General features: G+C 64.6%; 18 protein-coding genes. 7 read left to right on the top strand and 11 right to left on the bottom strand.

Annotated features, from left to right (window positions below; all coding sequences use genetic code 11):
* Positions 1 to 13: 13 nt before the first annotated feature.
* Both cydB and ACKLLE_RS08205 read right to left on the bottom strand, forming a co-directional pair.
* Entirely contained in the window at positions 14 to 1,021 is a 1,008-nt protein-coding gene (gene cydB / locus ACKLLE_RS08210; RefSeq protein WP_064303566.1) for a cytochrome d ubiquinol oxidase subunit II, read from the bottom strand.
* Positions 1,022 to 1,024: 3 nt separating this feature from the next.
* Positions 1,025 to 2,464 (bottom strand): cytochrome ubiquinol oxidase subunit I, encoded by a 1,440-nt coding sequence (locus ACKLLE_RS08205; RefSeq protein ID WP_009398949.1) that lies wholly within the window; start codon positions 2,462 to 2,464, stop codon positions 1,025 to 1,027.
* A 377-nt stretch (positions 2,465 to 2,841) separates the two neighbouring features.
* Between ACKLLE_RS08205 and ACKLLE_RS08200 the strand changes: the two genes are divergently transcribed.
* From ACKLLE_RS08200 to trmA, 3 genes are all read left to right on the top strand, one after another.
* Positions 2,842 to 4,074: an MFS transporter gene (locus ACKLLE_RS08200; RefSeq protein ID WP_064303567.1), complete on the top strand. Its 1,233-nt coding sequence runs from the start codon at positions 2,842 to 2,844 to the stop codon at positions 4,072 to 4,074.
* A 283-nt stretch (positions 4,075 to 4,357) separates the two neighbouring features.
* Positions 4,358 to 5,653, top strand: a complete 1,296-nt coding sequence (locus tag ACKLLE_RS08195) for an NCS2 family permease (RefSeq protein ID WP_009398947.1) — start codon at positions 4,358 to 4,360, stop codon at positions 5,651 to 5,653.
* Positions 5,650 to 6,735 (top strand): tRNA (uridine(54)-C5)-methyltransferase TrmA, encoded by a 1,086-nt coding sequence (gene trmA, locus ACKLLE_RS08190; protein WP_420057563.1) that lies wholly within the window; start codon positions 5,650 to 5,652, stop codon positions 6,733 to 6,735. The genes ACKLLE_RS08195 and trmA overlap by 4 nt, the downstream gene beginning before the upstream one ends.
* 90 nt (positions 6,736 to 6,825) lie before the next feature.
* Here trmA and ACKLLE_RS08185 read toward each other — a convergent pair whose 3' ends face one another.
* Positions 6,826 to 7,980: an alkaline phosphatase family protein gene (locus ACKLLE_RS08185; RefSeq protein WP_420057562.1), complete on the bottom strand. Its 1,155-nt coding sequence runs from the start codon at positions 7,978 to 7,980 to the stop codon at positions 6,826 to 6,828.
* 157 nt (positions 7,981 to 8,137) lie between these two features.
* Here ACKLLE_RS08185 and ACKLLE_RS08180 point away from each other — a divergent pair, with 157 nt between their 5' ends.
* On the top strand, positions 8,138 to 8,998 hold the full coding sequence (locus ACKLLE_RS08180) for a shikimate dehydrogenase (RefSeq protein ID WP_420057560.1): 861 nt from the start codon (positions 8,138 to 8,140) through the stop codon (positions 8,996 to 8,998).
* A gap of 36 nt (positions 8,999 to 9,034) precedes the next feature.
* On the opposite strand, the gene ACKLLE_RS08175 is transcribed toward ACKLLE_RS08180, so the two are convergent.
* Both ACKLLE_RS08175 and quiC read right to left on the bottom strand, forming a co-directional pair.
* Positions 9,035 to 9,703, bottom strand: a complete 669-nt coding sequence (locus ACKLLE_RS08175; RefSeq protein WP_009398943.1) for a TetR/AcrR family transcriptional regulator — start codon at positions 9,701 to 9,703, stop codon at positions 9,035 to 9,037.
* A gap of 203 nt (positions 9,704 to 9,906) precedes the next feature.
* Positions 9,907 to 11,823 carry a 3-dehydroshikimate dehydratase QuiC gene (gene quiC / locus ACKLLE_RS08170; RefSeq protein WP_009398942.1) on the bottom strand — a complete coding sequence of 639 codons (1,917 nt, stop codon included), beginning with the start codon at positions 11,821 to 11,823 and terminating at the stop codon, positions 9,907 to 9,909.
* Between the two features lie 286 nt (positions 11,824 to 12,109).
* On the opposite strand from quiC, the gene ACKLLE_RS08165 reads away from it, so the two are divergent.
* Positions 12,110 to 13,450 (top strand): MFS transporter, encoded by a 1,341-nt coding sequence (locus ACKLLE_RS08165; RefSeq protein WP_009398941.1) that lies wholly within the window; start codon positions 12,110 to 12,112, stop codon positions 13,448 to 13,450.
* A 59-nt stretch (positions 13,451 to 13,509) separates the two neighbouring features.
* Here the strand turns inward: ACKLLE_RS08165 and ACKLLE_RS08160 are convergent, their stop codons facing one another.
* The 3 genes from ACKLLE_RS08160 to ACKLLE_RS08150 all read right to left on the bottom strand — a co-directional run bounded on the left by ACKLLE_RS08160 (position 13,510) and on the right by ACKLLE_RS08150 (position 16,192).
* The gene (locus tag ACKLLE_RS08160; RefSeq protein WP_009398940.1) at positions 13,510 to 14,370 is read right to left on the bottom strand and encodes a DMT family transporter; all 861 of its coding nucleotides are present in this window, start codon (positions 14,368 to 14,370) and stop codon (positions 13,510 to 13,512) included.
* A 31-nt stretch (positions 14,371 to 14,401) separates the two neighbouring features.
* Entirely contained in the window at positions 14,402 to 15,217 is an 816-nt protein-coding gene (locus ACKLLE_RS08155; protein ID WP_420057558.1) for a sugar phosphate isomerase/epimerase family protein, read from the bottom strand.
* Positions 15,218 to 15,415: 198 nt separating this feature from the next.
* Entirely contained in the window at positions 15,416 to 16,192 is a 777-nt protein-coding gene (locus tag ACKLLE_RS08150; protein ID WP_009398938.1) for an IclR family transcriptional regulator, read from the bottom strand.
* Positions 16,193 to 16,354: 162 nt separating this feature from the next.
* Between ACKLLE_RS08150 and ACKLLE_RS08145 the strand changes: the two genes are divergently transcribed.
* Complete coding sequence (locus ACKLLE_RS08145) at positions 16,355 to 18,070, top strand: FAD-dependent oxidoreductase (RefSeq protein WP_420057557.1); 1,716 nt, start codon at positions 16,355 to 16,357, stop codon at positions 18,068 to 18,070.
* Here ACKLLE_RS08145 and ACKLLE_RS08140 read toward each other — a convergent pair whose 3' ends face one another.
* Complete coding sequence (locus ACKLLE_RS08140; protein ID WP_009398936.1) at positions 18,071 to 18,475, bottom strand: VOC family protein; 405 nt, start codon at positions 18,473 to 18,475, stop codon at positions 18,071 to 18,073.
* A gap of 60 nt (positions 18,476 to 18,535) precedes the next feature.
* On the opposite strand from ACKLLE_RS08140, the gene ACKLLE_RS08135 reads away from it, so the two are divergent.
* Positions 18,536 to 18,844, top strand: a complete 309-nt coding sequence (locus tag ACKLLE_RS08135; protein WP_420057556.1) for a putative quinol monooxygenase — start codon at positions 18,536 to 18,538, stop codon at positions 18,842 to 18,844.
* 103 nt (positions 18,845 to 18,947) lie between these two features.
* Here ACKLLE_RS08135 and pcaG read toward each other — a convergent pair whose 3' ends face one another.
* Positions 18,948 to 19,553: a protocatechuate 3,4-dioxygenase subunit alpha gene (pcaG, locus tag ACKLLE_RS08130; protein WP_064303574.1), complete on the bottom strand. Its 606-nt coding sequence runs from the start codon at positions 19,551 to 19,553 to the stop codon at positions 18,948 to 18,950.
* An 11-nt stretch (positions 19,554 to 19,564) separates the two neighbouring features.
* On the bottom strand, positions 19,565 to 20,284 hold the full coding sequence (gene pcaH, locus ACKLLE_RS08125) for a protocatechuate 3,4-dioxygenase subunit beta (protein ID WP_009398933.1): 720 nt from the start codon (positions 20,282 to 20,284) through the stop codon (positions 19,565 to 19,567).
* Between the last annotated feature and the right edge of the window lie 53 nt (positions 20,285 to 20,337).

Here is a 20,337-nt window from a genome sequence, read left to right as displayed (position 1 = left end):
GACCTGAACCCTCCTAGTGGTAACCATGCTCGTGGGTCACCTTGCCGCGGAACACGTAGTAGCTCCAGAAGGTGTAGCCGAGGATGAACGGCAGGATGAACAGCGTCCCCACCAGCATGAAGCCCTGGCTCTGCGGCGGCGCGGCGGCGTCCCAGATGGTGATCGACGGCGGGATGATGTGCGGCCAGAGGCTGATCCCCAGCCCGCTGTAGCCAAGGAAGATCAGCACCAGGGTCAGCAGGAACGGCGTGTAGTGCGCGTTGCGCTTCACCGCCTGGAGCAGACCGTAGAAGGTGACCAGCACCAGCAACGGCACAGGCATGAACCAGAACAGGTTGGGCATGCTGAACCAACGCTCGCCGATCTGCGGATAGGCCAGCGGCGTCCACAGGCTGACGATGCCGATCACCAGCAGCAGCACCAGCGCCAGCGGCCGGCCAAGCGCGTGCATCTGCTCCTGCAGCTTGCCCTCGGTCTTCATGATCAGCCAGGTGCAGCCGAGCAGTGCGTAGGCCACGATCAGCCCCAGGCCACTGAAGATGCTGAACGGGGTCAGCCAGTCGAGCGTGCCGCCGGCATACTGGCGATCGACCACCTTGAACCCTTCGATGAAGGCGCCGAGGGCCACGCCCTGGAAGAAGGTCGCGGTCAGCGAACCCCAGATGAATGCCTTGTCCCATAGGTGACGCTTGTCGGCCTTGGCCTTGAAGCGGAACTCGAAGGCCACGCCACGGAAGATCAGGCCGACCAGCATCAGCATCAAGGGCAGGTACAGCGCCGAAAGCACCACCGAGTAGGCCAGCGGGAAGGCGCCGAACAGCCCCGCGCCGCCGAGCACCAGCCAGGTTTCGTTGCCGTCCCACACCGGTGCCACGGTGTTCATCATCACATCACGGTCCTGCTCGCCCTTGACGAAGGGAAAGAGGATGCCGATGCCCAGGTCGAAACCGTCCATGACCACGTACATCATCACGCCGAAGATGATGATCACGGCCCAGATCAGTGAAAGATCGATTCCCATGATTCAGTGTCCTTCTTTGTTCAGGCTGACATCGCCGATGTCGTGTTCGTCCTTCGCCGCCGACAGCGGACGCGCCGGGGTACGGGGCTGGCCAGGGCCGCCCGGGTTGCTCTCGTCGCCTTCGCCGGTCTTCGGTCCCTTGCGCACCAGGCGCATCATGTAGCCAAGACCCGCGCCGAACAGGGCGAAATACACCACCACGAACATGATCAGGGTGAAGCCCAACTGGGCGTAACTGTGGTTGGAGGCACCGTCGGCGGTGCGCATCAGCCCGTAGACCACCCAGGGCTGGCGGCCGACCTCGGTGGTGAACCAGCCTGCCAGGATGGCGATAAGCCCGGACGGCCCCATCCACAACGCCAGGTGCAGGAACGGCCGCGAACTGTAAAGCGTGCCGCGCTTGCGCAGCCACAGGCTCCACAGGCCGACGAAGATCATCAGCATGCCCAGCCCGACCATGATGCGGAACGACCAGAACACCACGGTGGAGTTGGGCCGATCCTCGGGCGGGAAGTCCTTCATCGCCGGCACCTGCTTGTCCAGGCTGTGGGTCAGGATCAGGCTGCCCAGGGCCGGAATTTCCAGCTTGAAGCGGGTGGTTTCGGCCTGCATGTCGGGAATGCCGAAGAGAATCAGCGGGGTCGGTTCATCACCGACGTTTTCCCAGTGGCCTTCGATGGCGGCGATTTTCACCGGCTGGTGCTTGAGGGTGTTGAGGCCGTGGAAATCGCCGATCACCGCCTGGATCGGCGCAACGATCAGGGCCATCCACATGGCCATCGACAGCATCTTGCGGATCGCCGGGTTATCGCGGCCACGCAGCAGGTGCCAGGCCGCCGAGGCGCCGACGAAGAAGGCGGTGGCGACGAAGGCGGCAGTGGCCATGTGCATCAGGCGGAACGGGAAGGACGGGTTGAAGATCACCGCCAGCCAGTCCACCGGGATCACCCGGCCGTCGACGATCTCGTAGCCCTGGGGCGTGTGCATCCAGCTGTTGGACGCAAGGATCCAGAAGGTCGAAACCAGGGTGCCGAGGGCCACCATCACCGTGGAGAAGAAATGCAGGCCGCGGCCCACGCGGTTCCAGCCGAAGAGCATGACGCCGAGGAAGCCGGCTTCGAGGAAGAACGCGGTCAGCACCTCGTAGGTCAGCAAGGGGCCGGTCACCGCGCCGGCGAAGTCGGAGAAGCGGCTCCAGTTGGTGCCGAACTGGTAGGCCATGACCAGCCCGGAGACCACGCCCATGCCGAAGTTGACGGCAAAGATCTTCGACCAGAAATGGTAAAGGTCGCGGTATACCGCTTCGTTGGTTTTCAGCCACAGGCCTTCGAGCACCGCCAGGTAGCTGGCCAGCCCGATGGTGATGGCAGGGAAAAGAATGTGAAAGGACACGGTGAACGCAAACTGCATTCGGGCGAGATCGAGAGCCTCTGATCCGAACATGGTGCTTCCTCTGTCAGGTAAACCGGCGTCAGGGTCCGTTGCCTTGACGTCAACTTGCCCCCTTGGTGGTGGAGTGCACTCGGCTGGATTTGTTCTGATTAATTTCCCACCGCAGGGATTGGCGGCCTGAATGGCCTGGCGCCGCTGATCAATCGTTGCAGATACAAGTATTGATACAGATCAACGCCAGGAAAAAGGATAGTCCCGAAAGCCCTGCAGGGTTGTGTGGTCGTTTGCCGCGTGACCGGTTGCCTCACCCTCTTTACCCAAGGACGGATCGGTGCGCTGACCGCACGGGTTTTGCCGCTTCATGCAACCTTTTGTTACAGCCTGGTGTTACGCTGCAACACCCCTTCCCTATAAAGACCCCGCGCTCGATGTCCGATCAGGCTCCGTTGTTGTTGCGTCATCACCGTCCGTTCCTGTCCTTCTGGCTGGCCCGGGTGTTTACCGCCAGCGGTTTCCAGATGCTCACCGTGGCGATCGGCTGGCACCTTTACCAATTGACCGGCAACGTGCTCGACCTGGGGCTGGTCGGCCTGGTGGAGTTCGCCCCGCGGGTGCTGTTCATGCTGCACACCGGGCATGTTGCCGACCGCTACGACCGGCGCCGCGTGGCCGCGCTGTGCCAGAGCCTGCAGGCGCTGATCGCCCTGTCGTTGGCGCTGGCCAGCAGCACCGGCTCGGTGACCCGCGAGCTGATCTTCATCCTCGCCTTCCTCCTTGGCGCCGCCCGCTCCTTCGAGATGCCCGCGACCCAGGCGCTGCTGCCCAACGTCGTCCCGCCAGGGCTGTTCCCCCGTGCAGTCGCGGCGTCGGCTTCGGCGATGCAATCGGCGACCATCGTCGCCCCGGCGCTGGGCGGGTTCCTGTATGCCTTCGGCAGCGTCTGGGTCTACGGGCCGACCGTCTGCCTCTATGTGATCGCCTGCTGCCTGACCTTGAGCCTGACCTCGCGCCAGGTCCCGCTGGCCCAGGGGCGCGCCAGCATCGAGTCGCTGCTGGCGGGGATCCGCTTTATCCGCAGCCGCCCGGACATCCTCGGGGCGATCTCCCTGGACCTGTTCGCTGTACTGCTGGGCGGCGCTACCGCGCTGTTGCCGGTATTCGCCAAGGACATCCTGCTCACCGGCCCCTGGGGCCTGGGCCTGCTGCGCTCGGCACCGGCGGTGGGGGCGCTGCTGATGTCGCTGTGGCTGGCACGCTTCCCTGTGGAGCGCAACGTGGGCCGGGTGATGTTTACGGCGGTCGGGGTGTTTGGCGTGGCGACCATCGCCTTCGGCCTGTCCACCTCGTTCTGGTTCTCGCTGGCGGTGCTGGCCGTGCTGGGTGCGGCGGACATGATCAGCATGGTGATCCGCGGCGCCTTCGTGCAACTGGAGACGCCGGACGAGATGCGCGGCCGGGTCAGCGCCGTGAACGGTTTGTTCATCGGCGCCTCGAACCAGCTGGGCGAGTTCGAATCCGGCGTGACCGCACACTGGTTCGGCACGGTACCGGCGGTGGTGCTGGGCGGCGTCGGCACGCTGGTGGTGACCGGGGTATGGATCAAGCTGTTCCCGACGCTGGCGGGGCGGGATCATATGCATAGCCGGCGGTCGGACACTTAACCGCCAGACAACACACATCCCTGTGGGAGCCGGCGTTGCCGGCGATTGGCCAGAACAGACAACACCATTGCTCCTGCGGGCCTCATCGCCGGCAACGCCGGCTCCCACAAGGTTCTCGGCCAGCCTTGAAAGGCCCGGTGGACGCATTACCCTCGGCCAGCCATGCTGGTATCATGCGCGGCTTTTTTCCGGCCCGGTCGAAACGGCACCAATGCGGTACGCTTTGTGCTTTCCTGACCGGGTCGACAATTTTTGGCGCCGATCGCGCCACGGGGAGCAGGACATGCTGGAAAGGCTGTTTCAACTGAAAGCCCACAATACGAATGTGCGGACCGAGATCCTGGCGGGCGTGACCACGTTCCTGGCCATGGCCTACATTCTATTCGTCAACCCGAGCATCCTCGGCGAGACCGGCATGGACAAGGGCGCGTTGTTCGTCGCGACCTGCCTGGCTGCGGCCATCGGCTCCACCACCATGGGCATCATCGCCAACTACCCGATCGCCCTGGCCCCGGGCATGGGCCTGAACGCCTTCTTCACCTATACCGTGGTCCTGCACATGGGCCACACCTGGCAGGTGGCCCTGGGCGCAGTGTTCATCTCGGCGGTGCTGTTCTTCCTGCTGTCGATCTTCCGTATCCGCGAATGGATCGTGAACAGCATCCCGCTGCCGCTGCGCTCGGCCATCGCCGCCGGCATCGGCCTGTTCCTGGCGCTGATCGCGCTGCACAACGCCGGTATCGTCGTCGATAACCCGGCCACCCTGGTGGGCCTGGGCGACCTCAAGCAACCGGCACCGATCCTCGCCACCCTGGGCTTCTTCCTGATCGTTGCCCTGGAAGCCATGAAGGTCCGCGGCGCCGTGCTGATCGGCATCCTCGCCGTGACCATCGCCTCCATCGCCCTGGGCGTCACCCCGTTCGGCGGCGTGGTGTCGATGCCGCCATCCCTGGCCCCGACCTTCCTGCAACTGGACATCAAGGGCGCCCTGGACGTCGGCCTGGTCAGCGTGATCTTCGCCTTCCTGTTCGTCGACCTGTTCGACAACTCCGGCACCCTGATCGGCGTCGCCAAGCGCGCCGGCCTGATGCGCAAGGACGGCCATATGCCGAAGATGGGCCGCGCCCTGATCGCCGACAGCACCGCGGCCATGGCCGGTTCGCTGCTGGGCACCTCGACCACCACCAGCTACATCGAATCGGCAGCGGGCGTCAGCGCCGGCGGCCGCACCGGCCTGACCGCCATCGTCGTCGCCATCCTGTTCCTCCTGGCGCTGTTCTTCGCCCCGCTGGCCGGTAGCGTGCCGGCCTTCGCCACCGCGCCTGCGCTGCTGTTCGTCGCCGTGCTGATGGCCTCGGGCCTGGCGGAAATCGACTGGGAAGACATCACCGAAGCCGCGCCGGTAATGATCACCGCACTGGCCATGCCGCTGACCTACTCGATCGCCAACGGCATCGCCTTCGGCTTCATTTCCTGGACCGCCATCAAGCTGCTGTCCGGCCGCCGCCAGGACCTCAACCCGGCGCTGGTCATCCTCTCCATCCTGTTCGTCATCAAGCTGGGCTGGTTCAACGCATGAGTGCTGTCTTCGACCCCTCCACCTACGACCAGCAGCTCGCGGCCAAGGTAGAACGCCTGCGTGCGCTGCTGGCGCCGTTCGATGCGCCGCAGCCGGCCGTCTTCGACTCGCCGCGCGAGCACTATCGCCTGCGTGCCGAGTTCCGCCTGTGGCGCCAGGATGGCCAGCGCCACTACGCGATGTTCGCCCCGGGCGAGAAGCACACGCCGATCCTGATCGAGGATTTCCCCATCGCCAGCCAGCGCATCAATGACCTGATGCCGCGCCTGAAAAGCGCCTGGCAGGCCAGCGAAGCGCTGAGCAACCGGCTGTTCCAGGTGGAGTTCCTCACCACCCTGGCCGGCGATGCGATGGTCACCCTGTGCTACCACCGCCCGCTGGACGAGCAGTGGGAAGCCGAGGCACGGCAATTGTCCGCCGAGTTGGGGGCGAGCATCATCGGTCGTTCCAAGGGCAAGCGCCTGGTGATCGGCCGGGATTACGCGGTGGAGGAACTGCAGGTCGCGGGCCGCACCTTCCGCTATCGCCAGCCGGAAGGCGCCTTCACCCAGCCCAACGGCCAGGTCAACCAGAAGATGCTCGGCTGGGCTTATGAAGCCCTGGGCCAGCGCCAGGACGACCTGCTGGAGCTGTATTGCGGAAACGGCAACTTCACCCTGCCGCTGGCAACCCGGGTGCGCAAGGTGCTGGCCACCGAAATCAGCAAGACCTCGGTGAACGCCGCGCTGCACAACCTCGATGACAACGCGGTGGAAAACGTACGCCTGGTGCGGCTGTCGGCGGAAGAACTGACCGAAGCGCTGAATGAAGTGCGGGCGTTCCGCCGGCTGGAAGGGATCGACCTGAAGAGCTACGCGTTCGGCAGCGTATTCGTCGATCCGCCGCGGGCCGGGATGGACCCGGACACCTGCGAGCTGACCCGGCGTTTCGACAATATCCTGTACATCTCCTGCAATCCGGAGACGCTGGCGGCGAACATCGCACAATTGCATGACACCCACCGGGTGGAGCGCTGCGCCTTGTTCGACCAGTTCCCGTATACCCACCATATGGAGAGTGGGGTCCTGCTGGTTCGGCGCTGATCTCTCGGGCCTCATCGCGGGTGAACCCGCTCCCACCCGGATCGCGCTGACCCTGTGGGAGCGGGTTCACCCGCGATGAGGCCCTTACAGTCAACACATCAACAACGGCACCACCTGGTCGGCATCGGCCAACGCCCCATGATGCCCCTGCCAACGGCTCGCCGCCGGCTCCACCACGCTGCGAATGATTCCCCCGCCAGCATTCGGCACCACGATCAGGTCGCCGATCCGTCCTTCCGCCTGGCTCAGCATCACATCGCCGAACAATCCGCCGGCGATCGCATTGGCCTTGCTCAGCACCGTGTAATCGTCGCCAAGCCGGTCCCGCCAGCGTTCCAGCACCCGGTCGTGCCGCGCAGCATCGATATAGACATGCCGCGCGCGGATATCCCCGGCGATCGCCAGCACATCCTCCTGCAACCCGTGCTCAAGGTCGAAATCCACCACCTCGGCGCTGTCCAGGCCGAGCATGCCGTGGTCGGCGCTGACCAGCAGCCGCGCGCCCTGCGGCAGTTGCCGGAAGATCGCCTCGGCCAGCCGGTCGGCGCTGCGCAGCTGTGCCAGCCAGGCTTCGGAGCCGGGGCCGAACAGATGGCCGGCGAAGTCCAGGTCGGCGAAGTAGGCGAAGCAATAGGCCGGAGCGTCGACACTCAGCGCCTGGCGCACCAGCAGCGGATAAGCGTCAAGGGACGGCGCCCCGAGAATCTGCGAACCGCGGTAGACGGCCCGGGTATAGGGCGAGTCGGCATAGCGCGCCGGCATCACCGTGCTGATCCGCAGGCCCTGCTCGCTGGCTTGCTCCCAGGCGGTTTGCGGCACGATGAAGCGCTCCGGCGGCGGGGCCGGGGTTGTTGGCTTTTCTTCGGTGAAGGGCGAACAGGTCCAGGTCAGTGGCGAGAATTCACTGTCGGCATCGAGGGCGAAGGTGCAACCGACGATCCCGTGCACCCCGCTGGCCATGCCCGAGGACAGCGTTGCCAGGCTCGACGCCGTGGTCGCCGGAAAACCCACGCGAAACACGCCTTCAGGTTTCGCCAGGGCCGCCAGGAAAGGCGCCTGTTGTGCATGTTCCTGCAGCAAGGCATGCCCAAGCCCGTCGATCAGCAGCAGGCAGGTCGCCGACGACGGTGCCAGCTCGAAGGCATTGCGAAAGCCCACGCCGCCCAGCGCGGCAAGAATCGACTGGCTCAGGTTGGCCAGCCCGGGCCAGGTCGGCTGCCGGGTTACGTCCATCGGCACTGTCATGTATGCCCCTCCTCCATGTTCGAAGCACAAGGTTTAGCACGAGCCTGTTCGATCAGCGAACACTAAACGCGGCAGCCGGTTGATTCCTGTTAACCAAACGGTACATTTTGTCGGAACTCCTCTTCCAATCGCCAAGAACAACAACGGAGTCTTACCGATGAATCTGGCCAAACCGCCCGGCATTCTCGCCGGCCTGATCGGCGCGGGCATCCAGGCCTCGCGCACCCCTGCGCTGCACGAGCACGAAGGCGCCGCCCAGGGCCTGACCTACCTTTACCGCCTGATCGACCTCGACCAGTTGAAGCTCGACAGCACTGCCCTCGAAGAACTCCTGACCGCCGCCCAATACATGGGCTACACCGGCCTGAACATCACCTTCCCGTGCAAGCAGGCGATCCTGCCGCTGCTGGATGACCTTTCGCCGGAAGCCCGTGGCATCGGCGCAGTCAATACCGTGGTGCTCAAGGACGGCCGGCGCATCGGCCATAACACCGACTGCCTCGGCTTTGCCGAAGGTTTCCGTCGCGGCCTGACCGACGTTTCACGGCGGCGCGTAGTGCAGATGGGCGCCGGTGGCGCAGGTGCCGCCGTCGCTCATGCCCTGCTCAGCGAGGGCGTGGAACAGCTGATCATTTTCGACGTGGAAAGCCAACGGGCCCAGGCCCTTGTGGATAACCTCAACCAGCACTTCGACGGCACCCGGGCCAGGGTCGGCCATGACCTCGACAGTGCGATGAACAGCGCCTGCGGCCTGGTCAACACGACGCCCATGGGCATGGCCAAGCTGCCGGGCATGCCGGTGCCGAAGGCATTGTTGCGGGCAGATTTGTGGGTGGCGGAGATCGTCTATTTCCCGCTGGAAACCGAACTGCTCAAGGAGGCCCGGGCCCTGGGCTGTCGCACCCTGAACGGCGCCACCATGGCGGTGTACCAGGCGGTCAAGGCGTTCGAGCTGTTCACCGGCATTACCCCCGATCCGCTGCGCATGACCGAGCACTTCCACAGCCTGGGCAACTGAAGACAGCGACACCGCAGGGCAATCCTGCGGTGTTTCTCAAGCCTGCAGGTAACGCAGCACCGACTCGCAGATCATTTCCTTGTGCCGGGCCTTGATGGCCTGGTCCTCGAAATCGATCTGGAAGATTTCGCCGAAGGTGTGGCGGTTGGACACCCGGTAGAAACAGAACGAGCTGATCAGCAGGTGCACGTCCAGTGCATCCAGGCCCTTGCGGAACAGCCCTTGGTCCGCGCCCCGCCGCAGGATCTCGTCCAGCGCCCGCAGCACCGTATTGTTCATCGAACGGATGGCCGTGGACTGCTTCACGTATTCGCCGTGGTGCATGTTCTCGTTGCACACGATACGCACGAAATCGACGTTGCGGTCATGGTGGTCGAAGGTGAACTCGATCAGCCGGCGGATGCCGGTACGCGGCTCCAGCTCGTCCAGGTGCAGGTTGCTTTCAGTGCTGCGGATATCGCCGTAGAGCTTTTCCAGCACCTCGACGTACAACTGCTCCTTGCTGTTGAAGTAGTAGTAGATCATCCGCTTGGAGGTCTGGGTACGCTCGGCGATGGCGTCCACCCGGGCACCGGCCAGCCCCTGGTGGACGAACTCGGTGATCGCCGCCTGGAGAATGTTCTCGCGGGTTTTTTCCGGATTGTTCTTGCGACCTTTGCGCGGTGTGCTGTCCGTCGCCTCGGCAAGTGCAGGGGTAGTCGTCATACGGGACTCGTGGCCTTCGATTAACGGCGCAATTATGGGCCCGGGTTGCACCAGAAGAAAGCCTTAGGGTTGTAGGGGGATTTACCCCGATCATTGTGGGTGCTGCTGAAGACCTCATCGCCGGCAACGCCGGCTCCCACAAGTTCTGCGGCGCACACCAAACCTGTGGGAGCTGGCGTTGCCAGCGATGAGGCCCTCAAGCCTTACAACTTGGCGTGGCGCAACCCACCACTACGCGCCTTGGCCATCGCTGCCAGCCTCACCGCCACGTTCGCCGCACCATACCCGGCGTAGCCATTGCGCCGCTGGATCACCTCGAAGAAGAAGCGGTCCTCGAACGGCTCGGTGTACACATGGAACAGCTCGCCGCCATTGGCGTCACGGTCGTACAGCACGTTGTAGTAGGCCAGCTCGCTGAGGAACTCGTCGTCGAAGTCGAAGCGCGCCGCGAGGTCGTCGTAGTAGTTCAGCGGGATGTCCAGCAATGCCACGCCCGCCTCCTTGGCCTTTTTCACGGCGGTGAAGATGTCCTCGCAATCGAAGGCTATGTGATGCACGCCCGAACCGCGATAGTGGGACAGCGCGTGGGAAATCGCGGTGTTGCGGTTCTCCGAGATGTTCAGCGGCAAGCGGATGCTGCTGCACTGGCTGCGCAGCGCGCGACTCTTCACCAGGCCGTAAGGGTCCGGGAGCACCACTTCGTCGTCGGCCTTGAAGTCCAGCAGGCTCTTGTAGAACAGCACCCAAGTGTCCAGGCCGTCGGCCGGCAGGGCCATGGCCATGTGGTCGATGCGGGTCAGGCCGAGGCCGTTGTCCGCGACCCCGCCGCTGAGGCTGAAGTCGGTGTCGTAGATGGTCTGGCCATCGGCGCCCTGGTCCACCAGGTAGATCAGGCTGCCGTCCGGCGCACGTACCGCCGCCAGTTCGCGTTCGTTGGGACCGACCAGGCCACGGTAGGGCTGGCCGTGATAACCCACGGCACGGGCCAGGGCCCTGGCGCTGTCCTTGACCCGCACGGCGGTGGCGCATAGCGACGGGCCGTGGCTTTCGAAGAAGTTGTGAGCGAAGGAATACGGCTCGGCGTTGAGGATCAGGTTGATATCGCCCTGGCGCAGCAGGCTGACATTCTTCGAGCGGTGCTGGCCGACCTTGGCGAAACCGAGGCCTTCCAGCCAGCCACCGAGCTTGGCACCGGAAGCATCGTCCACCGCAAACTCAAGGAATTCGACACCGTCATAGGTATCCGCCGCCGGCGGGGCGAACAACAGGTCCGGCTCGGCGGCTACCGCAGGTGCGGTCTGCAGCAGGCGCTCGCGGGTTTTCTCCTCGAGGTACAGCAGCGAACGCAGGCCGTCGGCGGCATTGGCCCGCGGCGGCGCGGCGCGGAAGCCGTCGTTGAAGATTTCCAGGGACAGCGGGCCGCGATAACCGGCCTTGAGGATCGGCGCAAGGAACGCCGGCAGGTCGAACTCGCCCTGGCCCGGGAAGCAGCGGAAATGCCGGCTCCACTCCAGTACGTCCATGGCCAGGATCGGCGCGTCGGCCATCTGCACGAAGAAGATCTTTTCGCCCGGGACGTCGGCGATACCGCTCGGGTCGCCCTTGATCGAATAGGTGTGGAAGCTGTCGAGGATCATGCCCAGCGCCGGGTGGTTCGCCTCGCGAACGATGTCCCAGACCTGCTGCCACTGGTTGACGTGCCGCCCCCAGGCCAGCGCTTCGTAGCCGATGCGCAGGTTGCGCGCGCCGGCACGCTCGGCCAGCAGGCCGAGGTCATCGACGAGAATCTGCTTGTCGCCGAGGGCATCGGCGGCGACGTTGCTGCATACCAGCACCAAATCGGTGCCCAGCTCCTGCATCAGGTCGAACTTGCGCTCGGCGCGGTCGAGGTTGCGGGCCAGACGGTCGCGGCGGCAGCCTTCGAAGTCGCGAAATGGCTGGAAAAGGGTGATATCCAGGCCCAGGTCGGCGCAGCGCTGGCGGATTTCACGGGGGCTGCCGTCGTAGTAGAGCAGGTCGTTTTCAAAAATCTCGACACCGTCGAAACCCGCAGCGGCTATGGCTTCGAGCTTTTCCGGCAGGGTGCCGCTCAGGGACACGGTGGCAATCGAACGCTGCATCTTCAGTCTCCTACGGGCAGGCAGTGCCCAAACTATGAAGAATTATTGGCCGGGGCCAAAATCCGCTCAAGAAAAAGGTACGAACTGGTTAGTTTTGTGTGCGATTATCGCCCGAAATGCGTTGAGACGAATTGACCCTTTTTTGAGCAGTGGCGCACCATTTCCAACCATGAAGCAGGCTACTCGGCCAAACTCCGGCGCCGATCCTGCCAAATAACCTGTAATGCCCGCTTTTCTTGCGTCACCCAGGCTTGACCCATAAACATAAAAATACGGGTAACCCACGATGATCCACAGCTCCAGCACTCCCGTTGCTCAGACGCTGAGCAGCAACCCGCACGCCGGTATCGGCGACAAGATCCGCGGCGCCATGGCCGTCGGCAAGACCCGCTGGGTCATGCTGGCCCTGGTCTTCTTCGCCACGACCCTCAACTACATCGACCGTGCCGCCCTTGGCGTGATGCAGCCCATCCTGGCCAAGGAGATGAGCTGGACGGCGATGGACTACGCCAACATCAACTTCTGGTTCCAGGTCGGCTACGCGATCGGCTTCGTCCTGCAGGGCCGGCTGATCGACCGGGTCGGTGTGAAGCGCGTGTTCTTCTGCGCCGTACTGCTCTGGAGCCTGGCAACCGGTGCCCACGGCCTGGCCACCTCGGCGGTCGGCTTCATGGTCTGCCGCTTCGTCCTCGGCCTGACCGAAGCCGCCAACTACCCGGCCTGCGTCAAGACCACCCGCCTGTGGTTCCCCGCCGGCGAGCGCGCGGTGGCGACCGGCATCTTCAACGCCGGCACCAACGTCGGTGCCATGTTCACCCCGATGCTGCTGCCGCTGATCCTCACCGTGTGGGGCTGGCAGGCCGCGTTCATGGCCATGGGCGCACTGGGCCTGGTCTGGGTGATCTTCTGGGGCCTGAAATACTTCAACCCTGAAGACCACCCAACCGTGACCGATGCCGAACGTGCCTACGTGATGGGCGAAGCCGAACCCGAGCAGAAAGGCGTGCCGTTCTCGCGGATCCTGCGCATGCGCGGCACCTGGGCCTTCGCCCTGGCCTACTCGATCACCGCGCCGGTGTTCTGGTTCTACCTGTACTGGCTGCCACCGTTCCTGAACCAGCAATATAGCCTGGGCATCAGCGTTACCCAGATGGGTATCCCGCTGATCGTCATCTACCTCAGCGCCGACTTCGGCAGCGTCGGTGGCGGCATCCTGTCCTCGTTCCTCATCGGCCGCGGCATGGCCCCGGTCAAGGCGCGCCTGCTGTCGATGCTGATCTTCGCCGCTACCATCATCGGCGTGATCTTCGCCGCCGGCGCCAGCAGCCTGTGGGTCGCGGTCATCGCGATCTCCCTGGCCATCGCTGCGCACCAGGCCTGGACCGCCAACATCTGGAGCCTGGTGATGGACTACACGCCCAAGCACATGATGAGCACGGTGTTCGGCTTCGGCGGGATGTGCGCGGCCATCGGCGGCATGTTCATGACCCAGATCGTCGGCTATGTGCTGACCACCACCAACAACAACTATGCCGTGCTGTTCACCATGATCCCGACGATGTACTTCATCGCCCTGACCTGGATGTACTTCATGGCGCCGCGCAAGGTCCCGAAAGTCGAAGACTGATCCACCCTGCGTGACCCCGGGCGGGGCCTGTCCTTCGGTGGACAGGCCCCGCTTGCGTTTCAGCGGCGCCTTTGCAGCCAGGCTGCGGCGAGGCCGCTGAGGCAGACGATGGCAATGCCGATCACGCCCCAGCGGTCCGGGCTCTGGCCGAACAGCACGATGCCCATCAACCCCGCGAAGACAATCTGGCAATAGCTGAACGGCGCCAGCATGGCCGGCGGCGCATGGCGGAAGGCCTGGGTCAGGAACAGATGGGCGAGCATGCCGAAGGTACCCAGGGCCAGGGTCATGAGGCCGTGGGTCAGGCTTGGCACGATCCAGAACAACGGCACCAGGGCGCTCATCACCAAGGTGTTGAACAGCCCGGTGAAGAAGTTGGTGGCGGTCGGGCTGTCCACCTGGCTCAGCTTGCGGGTGAGGATCTGGTAGAAGCAGAAACAGGTCGCCGAGCCGAAGGGCAACAGCACTGCCGGGGTGAACAGCGCCCCGCCCGGATGGACGATGATCAGCACCCCGACGAAGCTCGCCAATACCGCGACCCACTGCCCCTTGCTCACCGACTCCTTGAGCAACGGCACCGACAGCGCCGTCACCATCAGCGGGGCAAGGAAGTTGACTGCGGTCGCCTCGGCCAGCGGCAGGTACTGCAAGGCCTTGGTGAACAACAGGCTGCAGCCGAGCAGGCACAGCGCCCGCGCCGCCTGCAGGCCGGGCCTGCGCGTATACAGCCCGCGCAGGCCGGCCTGGGGCAGGAAGATGCCAAGCATCAGCAAGGTGTGAACCAGATAGCGCGCCCAGACCACCCAAACGATCGGATAGAAGCCCGACAGGTACTTCGACATGGCGTCGTGGCTGGAAAACAGGAAGGTCGCCAGGACGACCAGGAGGATGCCTTTGAACGGTTGACTGACAGAGGGCATGGGCGCGACTCGGGACGTTGGGCTCGGGGCCTTAAAGGGGGCTCAGTACGGAACGGGCCTTGTCCAGCGCCCATTGCGCCCGCTGCAACGCGGACACGCCCTGCTCCAGCAACTGCCGGGTGGGGATTTCCAGGCTCAGTGGCATATCGGGCGAAACGCTGGCGAGCAGGCCGCGCAGGTCACAGTCGCCGTCGCCGGGGAACCGCCGCTCGTTGCGCGCCTGGCGCAGGATCTCGGCCATATCGTCGGGACGCGGCCCGGCAACGTCGCACAATTGCAGGTAGCGCATGCGCGAGGCCGGAATTTGGCGCAGGTCGTCCAGGCGCGAGGCGGAGCGGTCGAAGTGGAAGGCATCGACCAGCACGCAGGCATTCTCGCGGTTGGCGGCGCTGACGATATCCCAGGCCTGGGTGAGGTTCCGGCAGTCGGTCCAGGGCATGAACTCCAGGTGCGGGTAGATGCCGTACTTCGCGGCGAGGTCGCAGAGCGCGGCGAAGTTGTCGGTCAGGCGGGCCTGGTCGGGGTCGTTGCCGGCCACCAGCAACTCGGTGGCGCCGAACCCTGCGCCAACGGCCAGCAGGGCATCGAAATCGTCGACGCGGGTTTCCGGCTTGAGCCGGAGGATCTCGATATCGAGCACCTTGATGCCGGTGTCACGCAGGCGCTCGGCGGTCTGGCGGCGCAGGCCGGGATCGCCGACCAGGGGAAAGTGATGTTCTTCGGCGGTGGCCGGTTCCAGGCGCAGGCCGACATGGCTGTAGCCGGCCCGGGCAGCGACCTCGACCATGTCCGGCGGGGACAGCTCGAGCACGGTCAGGGCGGCCAGGGAGAAGATGCGTTGGCTCATTTTCGCGGGGGTCTCTTGGGGTTGTTGTTCTGACGCAATTATTTAGAACTTGGTTCCAGATTCATTGCAAGCAGAAAAAAATCACTTCCCCGGTTGACGCGGACCTTGTGGGAGCGGGTTCACCCGCGATTACGATAGTGGGCTCACTACCGCAATCGCGGGTGAACCCGCTCCCACAAGGGTCGCGGCGTGCTTGAGTTAACTGAACAACTCCGAAGCCGGACTCGCCGCCGCCAACTCTTCTACGGTTTCCAGCAGATAAGGCGCCAGTTCATGCATCCGCGCCTCGCTCATCCGCGCCGTAGGCCCGGCAATGCTGACCACCCCGACCGCCCGGCCATCCCGAGGATCCGCCACCACCGCCGCCAGCGCCGACATGCCTACCGCCGAGCTCTCCACCACCCAGGCGTAGCCGCGCTCCCGGGCCAGGCGCAGGCGCTCCAGCAATTCGGCATTGGATTTGGGTGCGTTCGGCCCGAATTCCTCGGCCGGGCCCACGCCCTGGCGCTCCACCAGCAGCAGGGCCTGGGCATCGCTCAGGCTGGCCAGCCAGGCATGCCCCGAAGCGCTGTAGAACAACGGTGCATCCCGGCCCATGTCCGGATCGTACTTGAGCCCCGAGCGGGCGCCCTGGGACTTGGCGATCCAGGTCTGGCGCTCGCCTTCGATCACCCCGAGGCGCACCAGCTCGCCGCTCTTGCGCGCCAGATCGTCAAGGATCGGCTGGACGATATCCGCGCCGCTGTTGGCGAGGTAGCGAAAGCCCATGGCAACCAGCCGGGTGCTGAGCAGGTAGCGGCTGTTCTCCGGATTCTGCCGCACATAACCCAGCCGGATCAGCTCGGCGAGCATGCGGTGGGTCGCGCTTTTCGGAATGTCGAGCTGCTCGGCCAGCGTCTGCATCGGCAGCCCGCGAGGCTCGCTGGTAAGGCTTTCGATAAGGCTCAACGCGCGTTCGATCTGACTGCCGGCCATGGTCACGGTCCTTGGAAATGTGGGGCGAATTCTAAAGAGCGCCGAACAAAGCGCAAACCACTGTTCGATCTTCGCCCAACTTCGATAACGGAGGCTTGGCACCGTCCGCGTCATTAGCGATTATGGAATCAAGTTCCAAAAATAACATCCCGAGGATCGTCCATGACAGCTCTGCCCACCCCATCCCGCACCGTTGCGTGCGATGTTCTGGTGATAGGTTCCGGCGCCGCCGGCCTGAGTGCCGCGGTTACCGCCGCGTGGCACGGGCAGAAGGTCATCGTGGTCGAGAAGGACCCGGTGTTCGGCGGCGCCACCGCGTGGTCCGGCGGCTGGGCCTGGGTACCGTGCAATCCGCTGGCCCGGCGCGCCGGTATCGTCGAGGACCGTTCGGCGCCGCGCACCTACCTGGAACACGAGTTGGGCGAGCGCTTCAACGCGCCGTTGATCGACGCCTTTCTCGACGCCGCGCCACACATGGTCGGCTTTTTCGAAAAGCACACCCGCCTGCAGTTCGCCGATGGCAACGGCATCGCCGATATCCATGGCGACACCCCCGGCGCCGGCACCGGCGGCCGCTCGGTGATCGCCGCGCCCTATGACGCTCGCGAAACCGGCAAGTTGCTCAAGCGCCTGCGCCGCACCCTGCGCGAAACCGCGTTCTGGGGCATGCCGATCATGGCTGGCAAGGACCTCACGGCCTTTCTCACCCTGACCCGCTCGTGGCGCTCGGTGCTGCATGTGGGCAAACGTGTCACCCGCCACCTGATCGGCCTGGCGACCCACGGCCGCGCCTTGCAGCTGGTCAATGGCGTGGCCCTGGTGGCGCGGCTGGCGAAGTCCGCCGAGGACCTGGGCGTGTTGCTCTGGGAGTCTGCTCCGGCCCGTCGCCTGCTGCGTGAGGACGGCACGGTGACCGGCGCCGTGGTGCACACGGCCAAGGGCGAAGTGACCATCAAGGCCCGCGCCGTGGTGCTGGCGGCGGGTGGTTTCCCCAACGATATCGAGCGGCGCAAGGCGATGTTCCCGCGCACGCCCACCGGTCACGAGCACCTGGCCCTGCCGCCGCTCTCGGCCAATGGCGACGGCCTGCGCCTGGGCGAAAGCGCAGGCGGCAAGGTCGCCGACGACCTTTACAGCCCGGTAGCCTGGGCGCCGGTGTCCAGGGTGCCGTACAGCGACGGCAGCAGCGGCCACTTTCCGCACATCATCGAGCGCGGCAAACCGGGGATCATCGGCGTGCTGAGCAACGGCCGGCGCTTCGTCAACGAGGCCGGCGGCTACTACGATTACGTCAGTGCGATGGTCGCCGCAGCGCCCGGGGAAAAGGTCGAGTCCTGGCTGATCTGCGACCACCGCTTCCAGCGCCGCTACGGCCTGGGCATCGCCCGCCCCTTCCCGCTGCCGACGCACACCCTGGTGCGCAACGGCTACCTCAAGCGCGCCGACAGTCTCCAGGAACTGGCCAACCAGTGCGGCATCGACGCACGCGGGCTGATCGACACCGTGACCGAGTACAACCACCACGCCCGCCTCGGCGAGGACCCGCAGTTCGGCCGTGGCAGCACCCTGTACAACCGCAAGCAGGGCGATGCGCTGCACGGGCCGAACCCCTGCGTGGCGCCCATCGAGCAGGGGCCGTTCTATGCCGTGAAGGTCGAAGCCGGCTGCTTCGGCACCTTCGCCGGGCTGCGCACCAACGAGCACGCCCAGGTGCTGGATGGCGACCGGCAACCGATCCCCGGCCTGTATGCGGCGGGCTGCGACATGGCCAGCATCATGGGCGGCCACTATCCTGCGGGCGGGATCAACCTCGGGCCGGCACTGACTTTCGGCTATATCGCCGCCCGCCATATCGCCGGCGTCACCGACTACGAGTGATCAGGTGAAGCGCTGGCCGGAAATCGCCGGGTGATAGATCGGCTGGACCTTGTTCCCCGCAGGGTCCAGCAGGTGGAAGCTCCAGGTCCCGTCGCCGTGGGCGAACGGCGTGTCCAGCAGGGTTACCCCGCATTCCTTCAGATAGGCATGCCAGGCGTGCAATTCGTCGAGGCTGTCGACCACGAAGCCGTAGTGGTCCACCGCCTGCACACCGCTGCTCGGAGCGAAGGCACGTCCCAGGGAGAGGTTGTCGTTGCCGCAGGTGAGGTAGACGAGATCCTCGTTGGCGCGATGCAGCACCTCCATGCCGAGCACCTCCACGTAGAAACGCTCGCAGACTTCGAGGTTGGGCACCAGGATCGCCAGATGGCGCAGGCCGTTGAGCCGGCTTGGACGGGCAGGCATGGTTTCGACTCCATTTTTGTATACAATTTTGCGCAAATATAAGACAAAAAGGAGTTCGACGTGTACAGCCTTCTACTCAAGACCCAATTGCAGCCCGGCACCCTGGAGCGCTTCATGGACGCGATGCGGATCAATGCGGCCAGTTCGGTGAGGGACGAGCCGGGATGCCTGGTGTTCGATGTGATCCGCGACTACAGCGATCCGGACCTGGTCTGGCTGTACGAGGTGTACGAAAGCGAGGCGGCGTTCGAGGCGCATATGCTGACGGCGCATTTTCTCGCCAGCCGGCCGTTGGTGGAACCGTTGATCGTGCGGCAGGAAGTGGTGGAGGGGGAGGTGCTGGCTCTTAACTCAAAGGCCGGAAGCTGACGCGGATCCTGTGGGAGCGGGTTTACCCGCGATTACGTAGGTGAATTCACCATAGCAATCGCGGGTGAACCCGCTCCCACAGTTCTGCAGCGTCAACGAGTCATCAGAAGTCGAAGAACACCGTCTCCCCTTCACCCTGGATACGGATATCGAAGCGATACGCCGTTTTCCCGTCCACTTCGCAGCGCTTGGCCACCAGGGTCTCGCGGCGCTGTGGCTGCTCGATCAGGTTGAGCACGGGGTCCTTGGCGTTGGCTTCGGCCTCGTCATCGAAGTAGATGCGGGTCTGCAGGTGGATGTTGATGCCGCGGGCGAACAGGCTGATGTTGATGTGCGGCGCCATCGGCACGCCGGCGGCGTTCTTCGCCACGCCCGGCTTGATGGTGTGCATGGTCCATTCGCCGGCGTCGAACGTGGTGGCGGTACGGCCGAAGCCGTTGAAGGCGTTCTCCAGGTTGTAGTCGGTCTGGTAGGCACCGGTGTGGTCGGCCTGCCAGAACTCGACGAAGGAGTCGCGCACCAGGTGGCCGTTGCCGTCATAGACGTTGCCGAACACCAGGATATGCTCGCCCGGCGCGCCGTCCTTGGCCATCCGGCTCCAGATTTCCTGGTCGCGGGTCGGGTTGCCGGCGGCTTCCAGGGCCAGGCCGATGTGGACGTAGGGGCCGGCGGTCTGCGAAGGGGTTTCCGGCAGCAGTTCGATAGGCATGACGGGGCTCCTCAGCGGTTTTCGAAGTGAGTGGCGCGCTGGCCGCGCAGGACGATATCGAAGCGGTACGCCAGGCAGTCCATCGGGTTGGCGTTGCTCATGTCGAGACGGGCGATCAGCAAATCGACCGCCGCCGGATTGGCGATGCTCTTGACGATCGGGCACAGCGGGATCAGCGGATCGCCTTCGAAGTACAGCTGGGTGATCAGGCGGGTCGAGATCGACGGGCCGCTGATCGAGAAGTGGATATGCGCCGGACGCCAGTCGTTAGGGCCATTGCGCCATGGGTACGGGCCCGGCTTGATGGTACGGAAGCTGTAGCGGCCTTCGCTGTCGGTCAGGGCCCGGCCGACGCCACCGAAATTCGGGTCCAGCGGCGCCAGGTAGCGGTCGTTCTTGTGGCGATAGCGGCCGCCGGCGTTGGCTTGCCACATCTCCACCAGGGTGTTGGGGATCGGCTTGCCGTACTGGTCGAAGACCCGGCCGGTGACCAGGATGCGCTCGCCAACGGGCAGGCCACCGTTGTTGAAGTTCAGCAACAGGTCGTTGTCGTGTTCGCCGAAGCGCAGGTGGGAAAAGTCCGGGCCGGTGCTCTCGCTGATCGACTGCGGAATGCTCACCAGCGCCTGGCGTGGCGAACGGGCGACGGAAGTCTTGTAGTCGGGGGTGAGGGCCTTAGGGTGCCAGTTTCGATCACGGATAACGAAGCGACTGTTGTCTGTAGCAGACATGCCGTTCTCCTGTTCTTGGATTTATGGAGAGCCCGATCAGGACGGGCAGGTGG

This window comes from Pseudomonas bharatica, from assembly GCF_048586865.1.
Classification (GTDB): Bacteria; Pseudomonadota; Gammaproteobacteria; order Pseudomonadales; family Pseudomonadaceae; genus Aquipseudomonas; species Aquipseudomonas bharatica.
Note: the sequence above shows the minus strand (reverse complement) of the source record. Positions and strands in the feature narration are given on the sequence as shown.

Bases quoted from the DNA above. Each gene is read 5' to 3' on its own strand.
- ACKLLE_RS08165 (WP_009398941.1), top strand. From the start codon at position 12,110: ATGATCCACAGCTCCAGCACTCCCGTTGCTCAGACGCTGAGCAGCAAC.
- ACKLLE_RS08205 (WP_009398949.1), bottom strand. From the start codon at position 2,464: ATGTTCGGATCAGAGGCTCTCGATCTCGCCCGAATGCAGTTTGCGTTC.
- pcaH (WP_009398933.1), bottom strand. From the start codon at position 20,284: ATGTCTGCTACAGACAACAGTCGCTTCGTTATCCGTGATCGAAACTGG.
- trmA (WP_420057563.1), top strand. From the start codon at position 5,650: ATGAGTGCTGTCTTCGACCCCTCCACCTACGACCAGCAGCTCGCGGCC.
- ACKLLE_RS08155 (WP_420057558.1), bottom strand. From the start codon at position 15,217: ATGAGCCAACGCATCTTCTCCCTGGCCGCCCTGACCGTGCTCGAGCTG.
- ACKLLE_RS08185 (WP_420057562.1), bottom strand. From the start codon at position 7,980: ATGACAGTGCCGATGGACGTAACCCGGCAGCCGACCTGGCCCGGGCTG.
- ACKLLE_RS08195 (WP_009398947.1), top strand. From the start codon at position 4,358: ATGCTGGAAAGGCTGTTTCAACTGAAAGCCCACAATACGAATGTGCGG.
- ACKLLE_RS08145 (WP_420057557.1), top strand. From the start codon at position 16,355: ATGACAGCTCTGCCCACCCCATCCCGCACCGTTGCGTGCGATGTTCTG.
- ACKLLE_RS08140 (WP_009398936.1), bottom strand. From the start codon at position 18,475: ATGCCTGCCCGTCCAAGCCGGCTCAACGGCCTGCGCCATCTGGCGATC.
- ACKLLE_RS08200 (WP_064303567.1), top strand. From the start codon at position 2,842: ATGTCCGATCAGGCTCCGTTGTTGTTGCGTCATCACCGTCCGTTCCTG.
- quiC (WP_009398942.1), bottom strand. From the start codon at position 11,823: ATGCAGCGTTCGATTGCCACCGTGTCCCTGAGCGGCACCCTGCCGGAA.
- pcaG (WP_064303574.1), bottom strand. From the start codon at position 19,553: ATGCCTATCGAACTGCTGCCGGAAACCCCTTCGCAGACCGCCGGCCCC.
- ACKLLE_RS08150 (WP_009398938.1), bottom strand. From the start codon at position 16,192: ATGGCCGGCAGTCAGATCGAACGCGCGTTGAGCCTTATCGAAAGCCTT.
- ACKLLE_RS08160 (WP_009398940.1), bottom strand. From the start codon at position 14,370: ATGCCCTCTGTCAGTCAACCGTTCAAAGGCATCCTCCTGGTCGTCCTG.
- ACKLLE_RS08175 (WP_009398943.1), bottom strand. From the start codon at position 9,703: ATGACGACTACCCCTGCACTTGCCGAGGCGACGGACAGCACACCGCGC.
- ACKLLE_RS08180 (WP_420057560.1), top strand. From the start codon at position 8,138: ATGAATCTGGCCAAACCGCCCGGCATTCTCGCCGGCCTGATCGGCGCG.
- cydB (WP_064303566.1), bottom strand. From the start codon at position 1,021: ATGGGAATCGATCTTTCACTGATCTGGGCCGTGATCATCATCTTCGGC.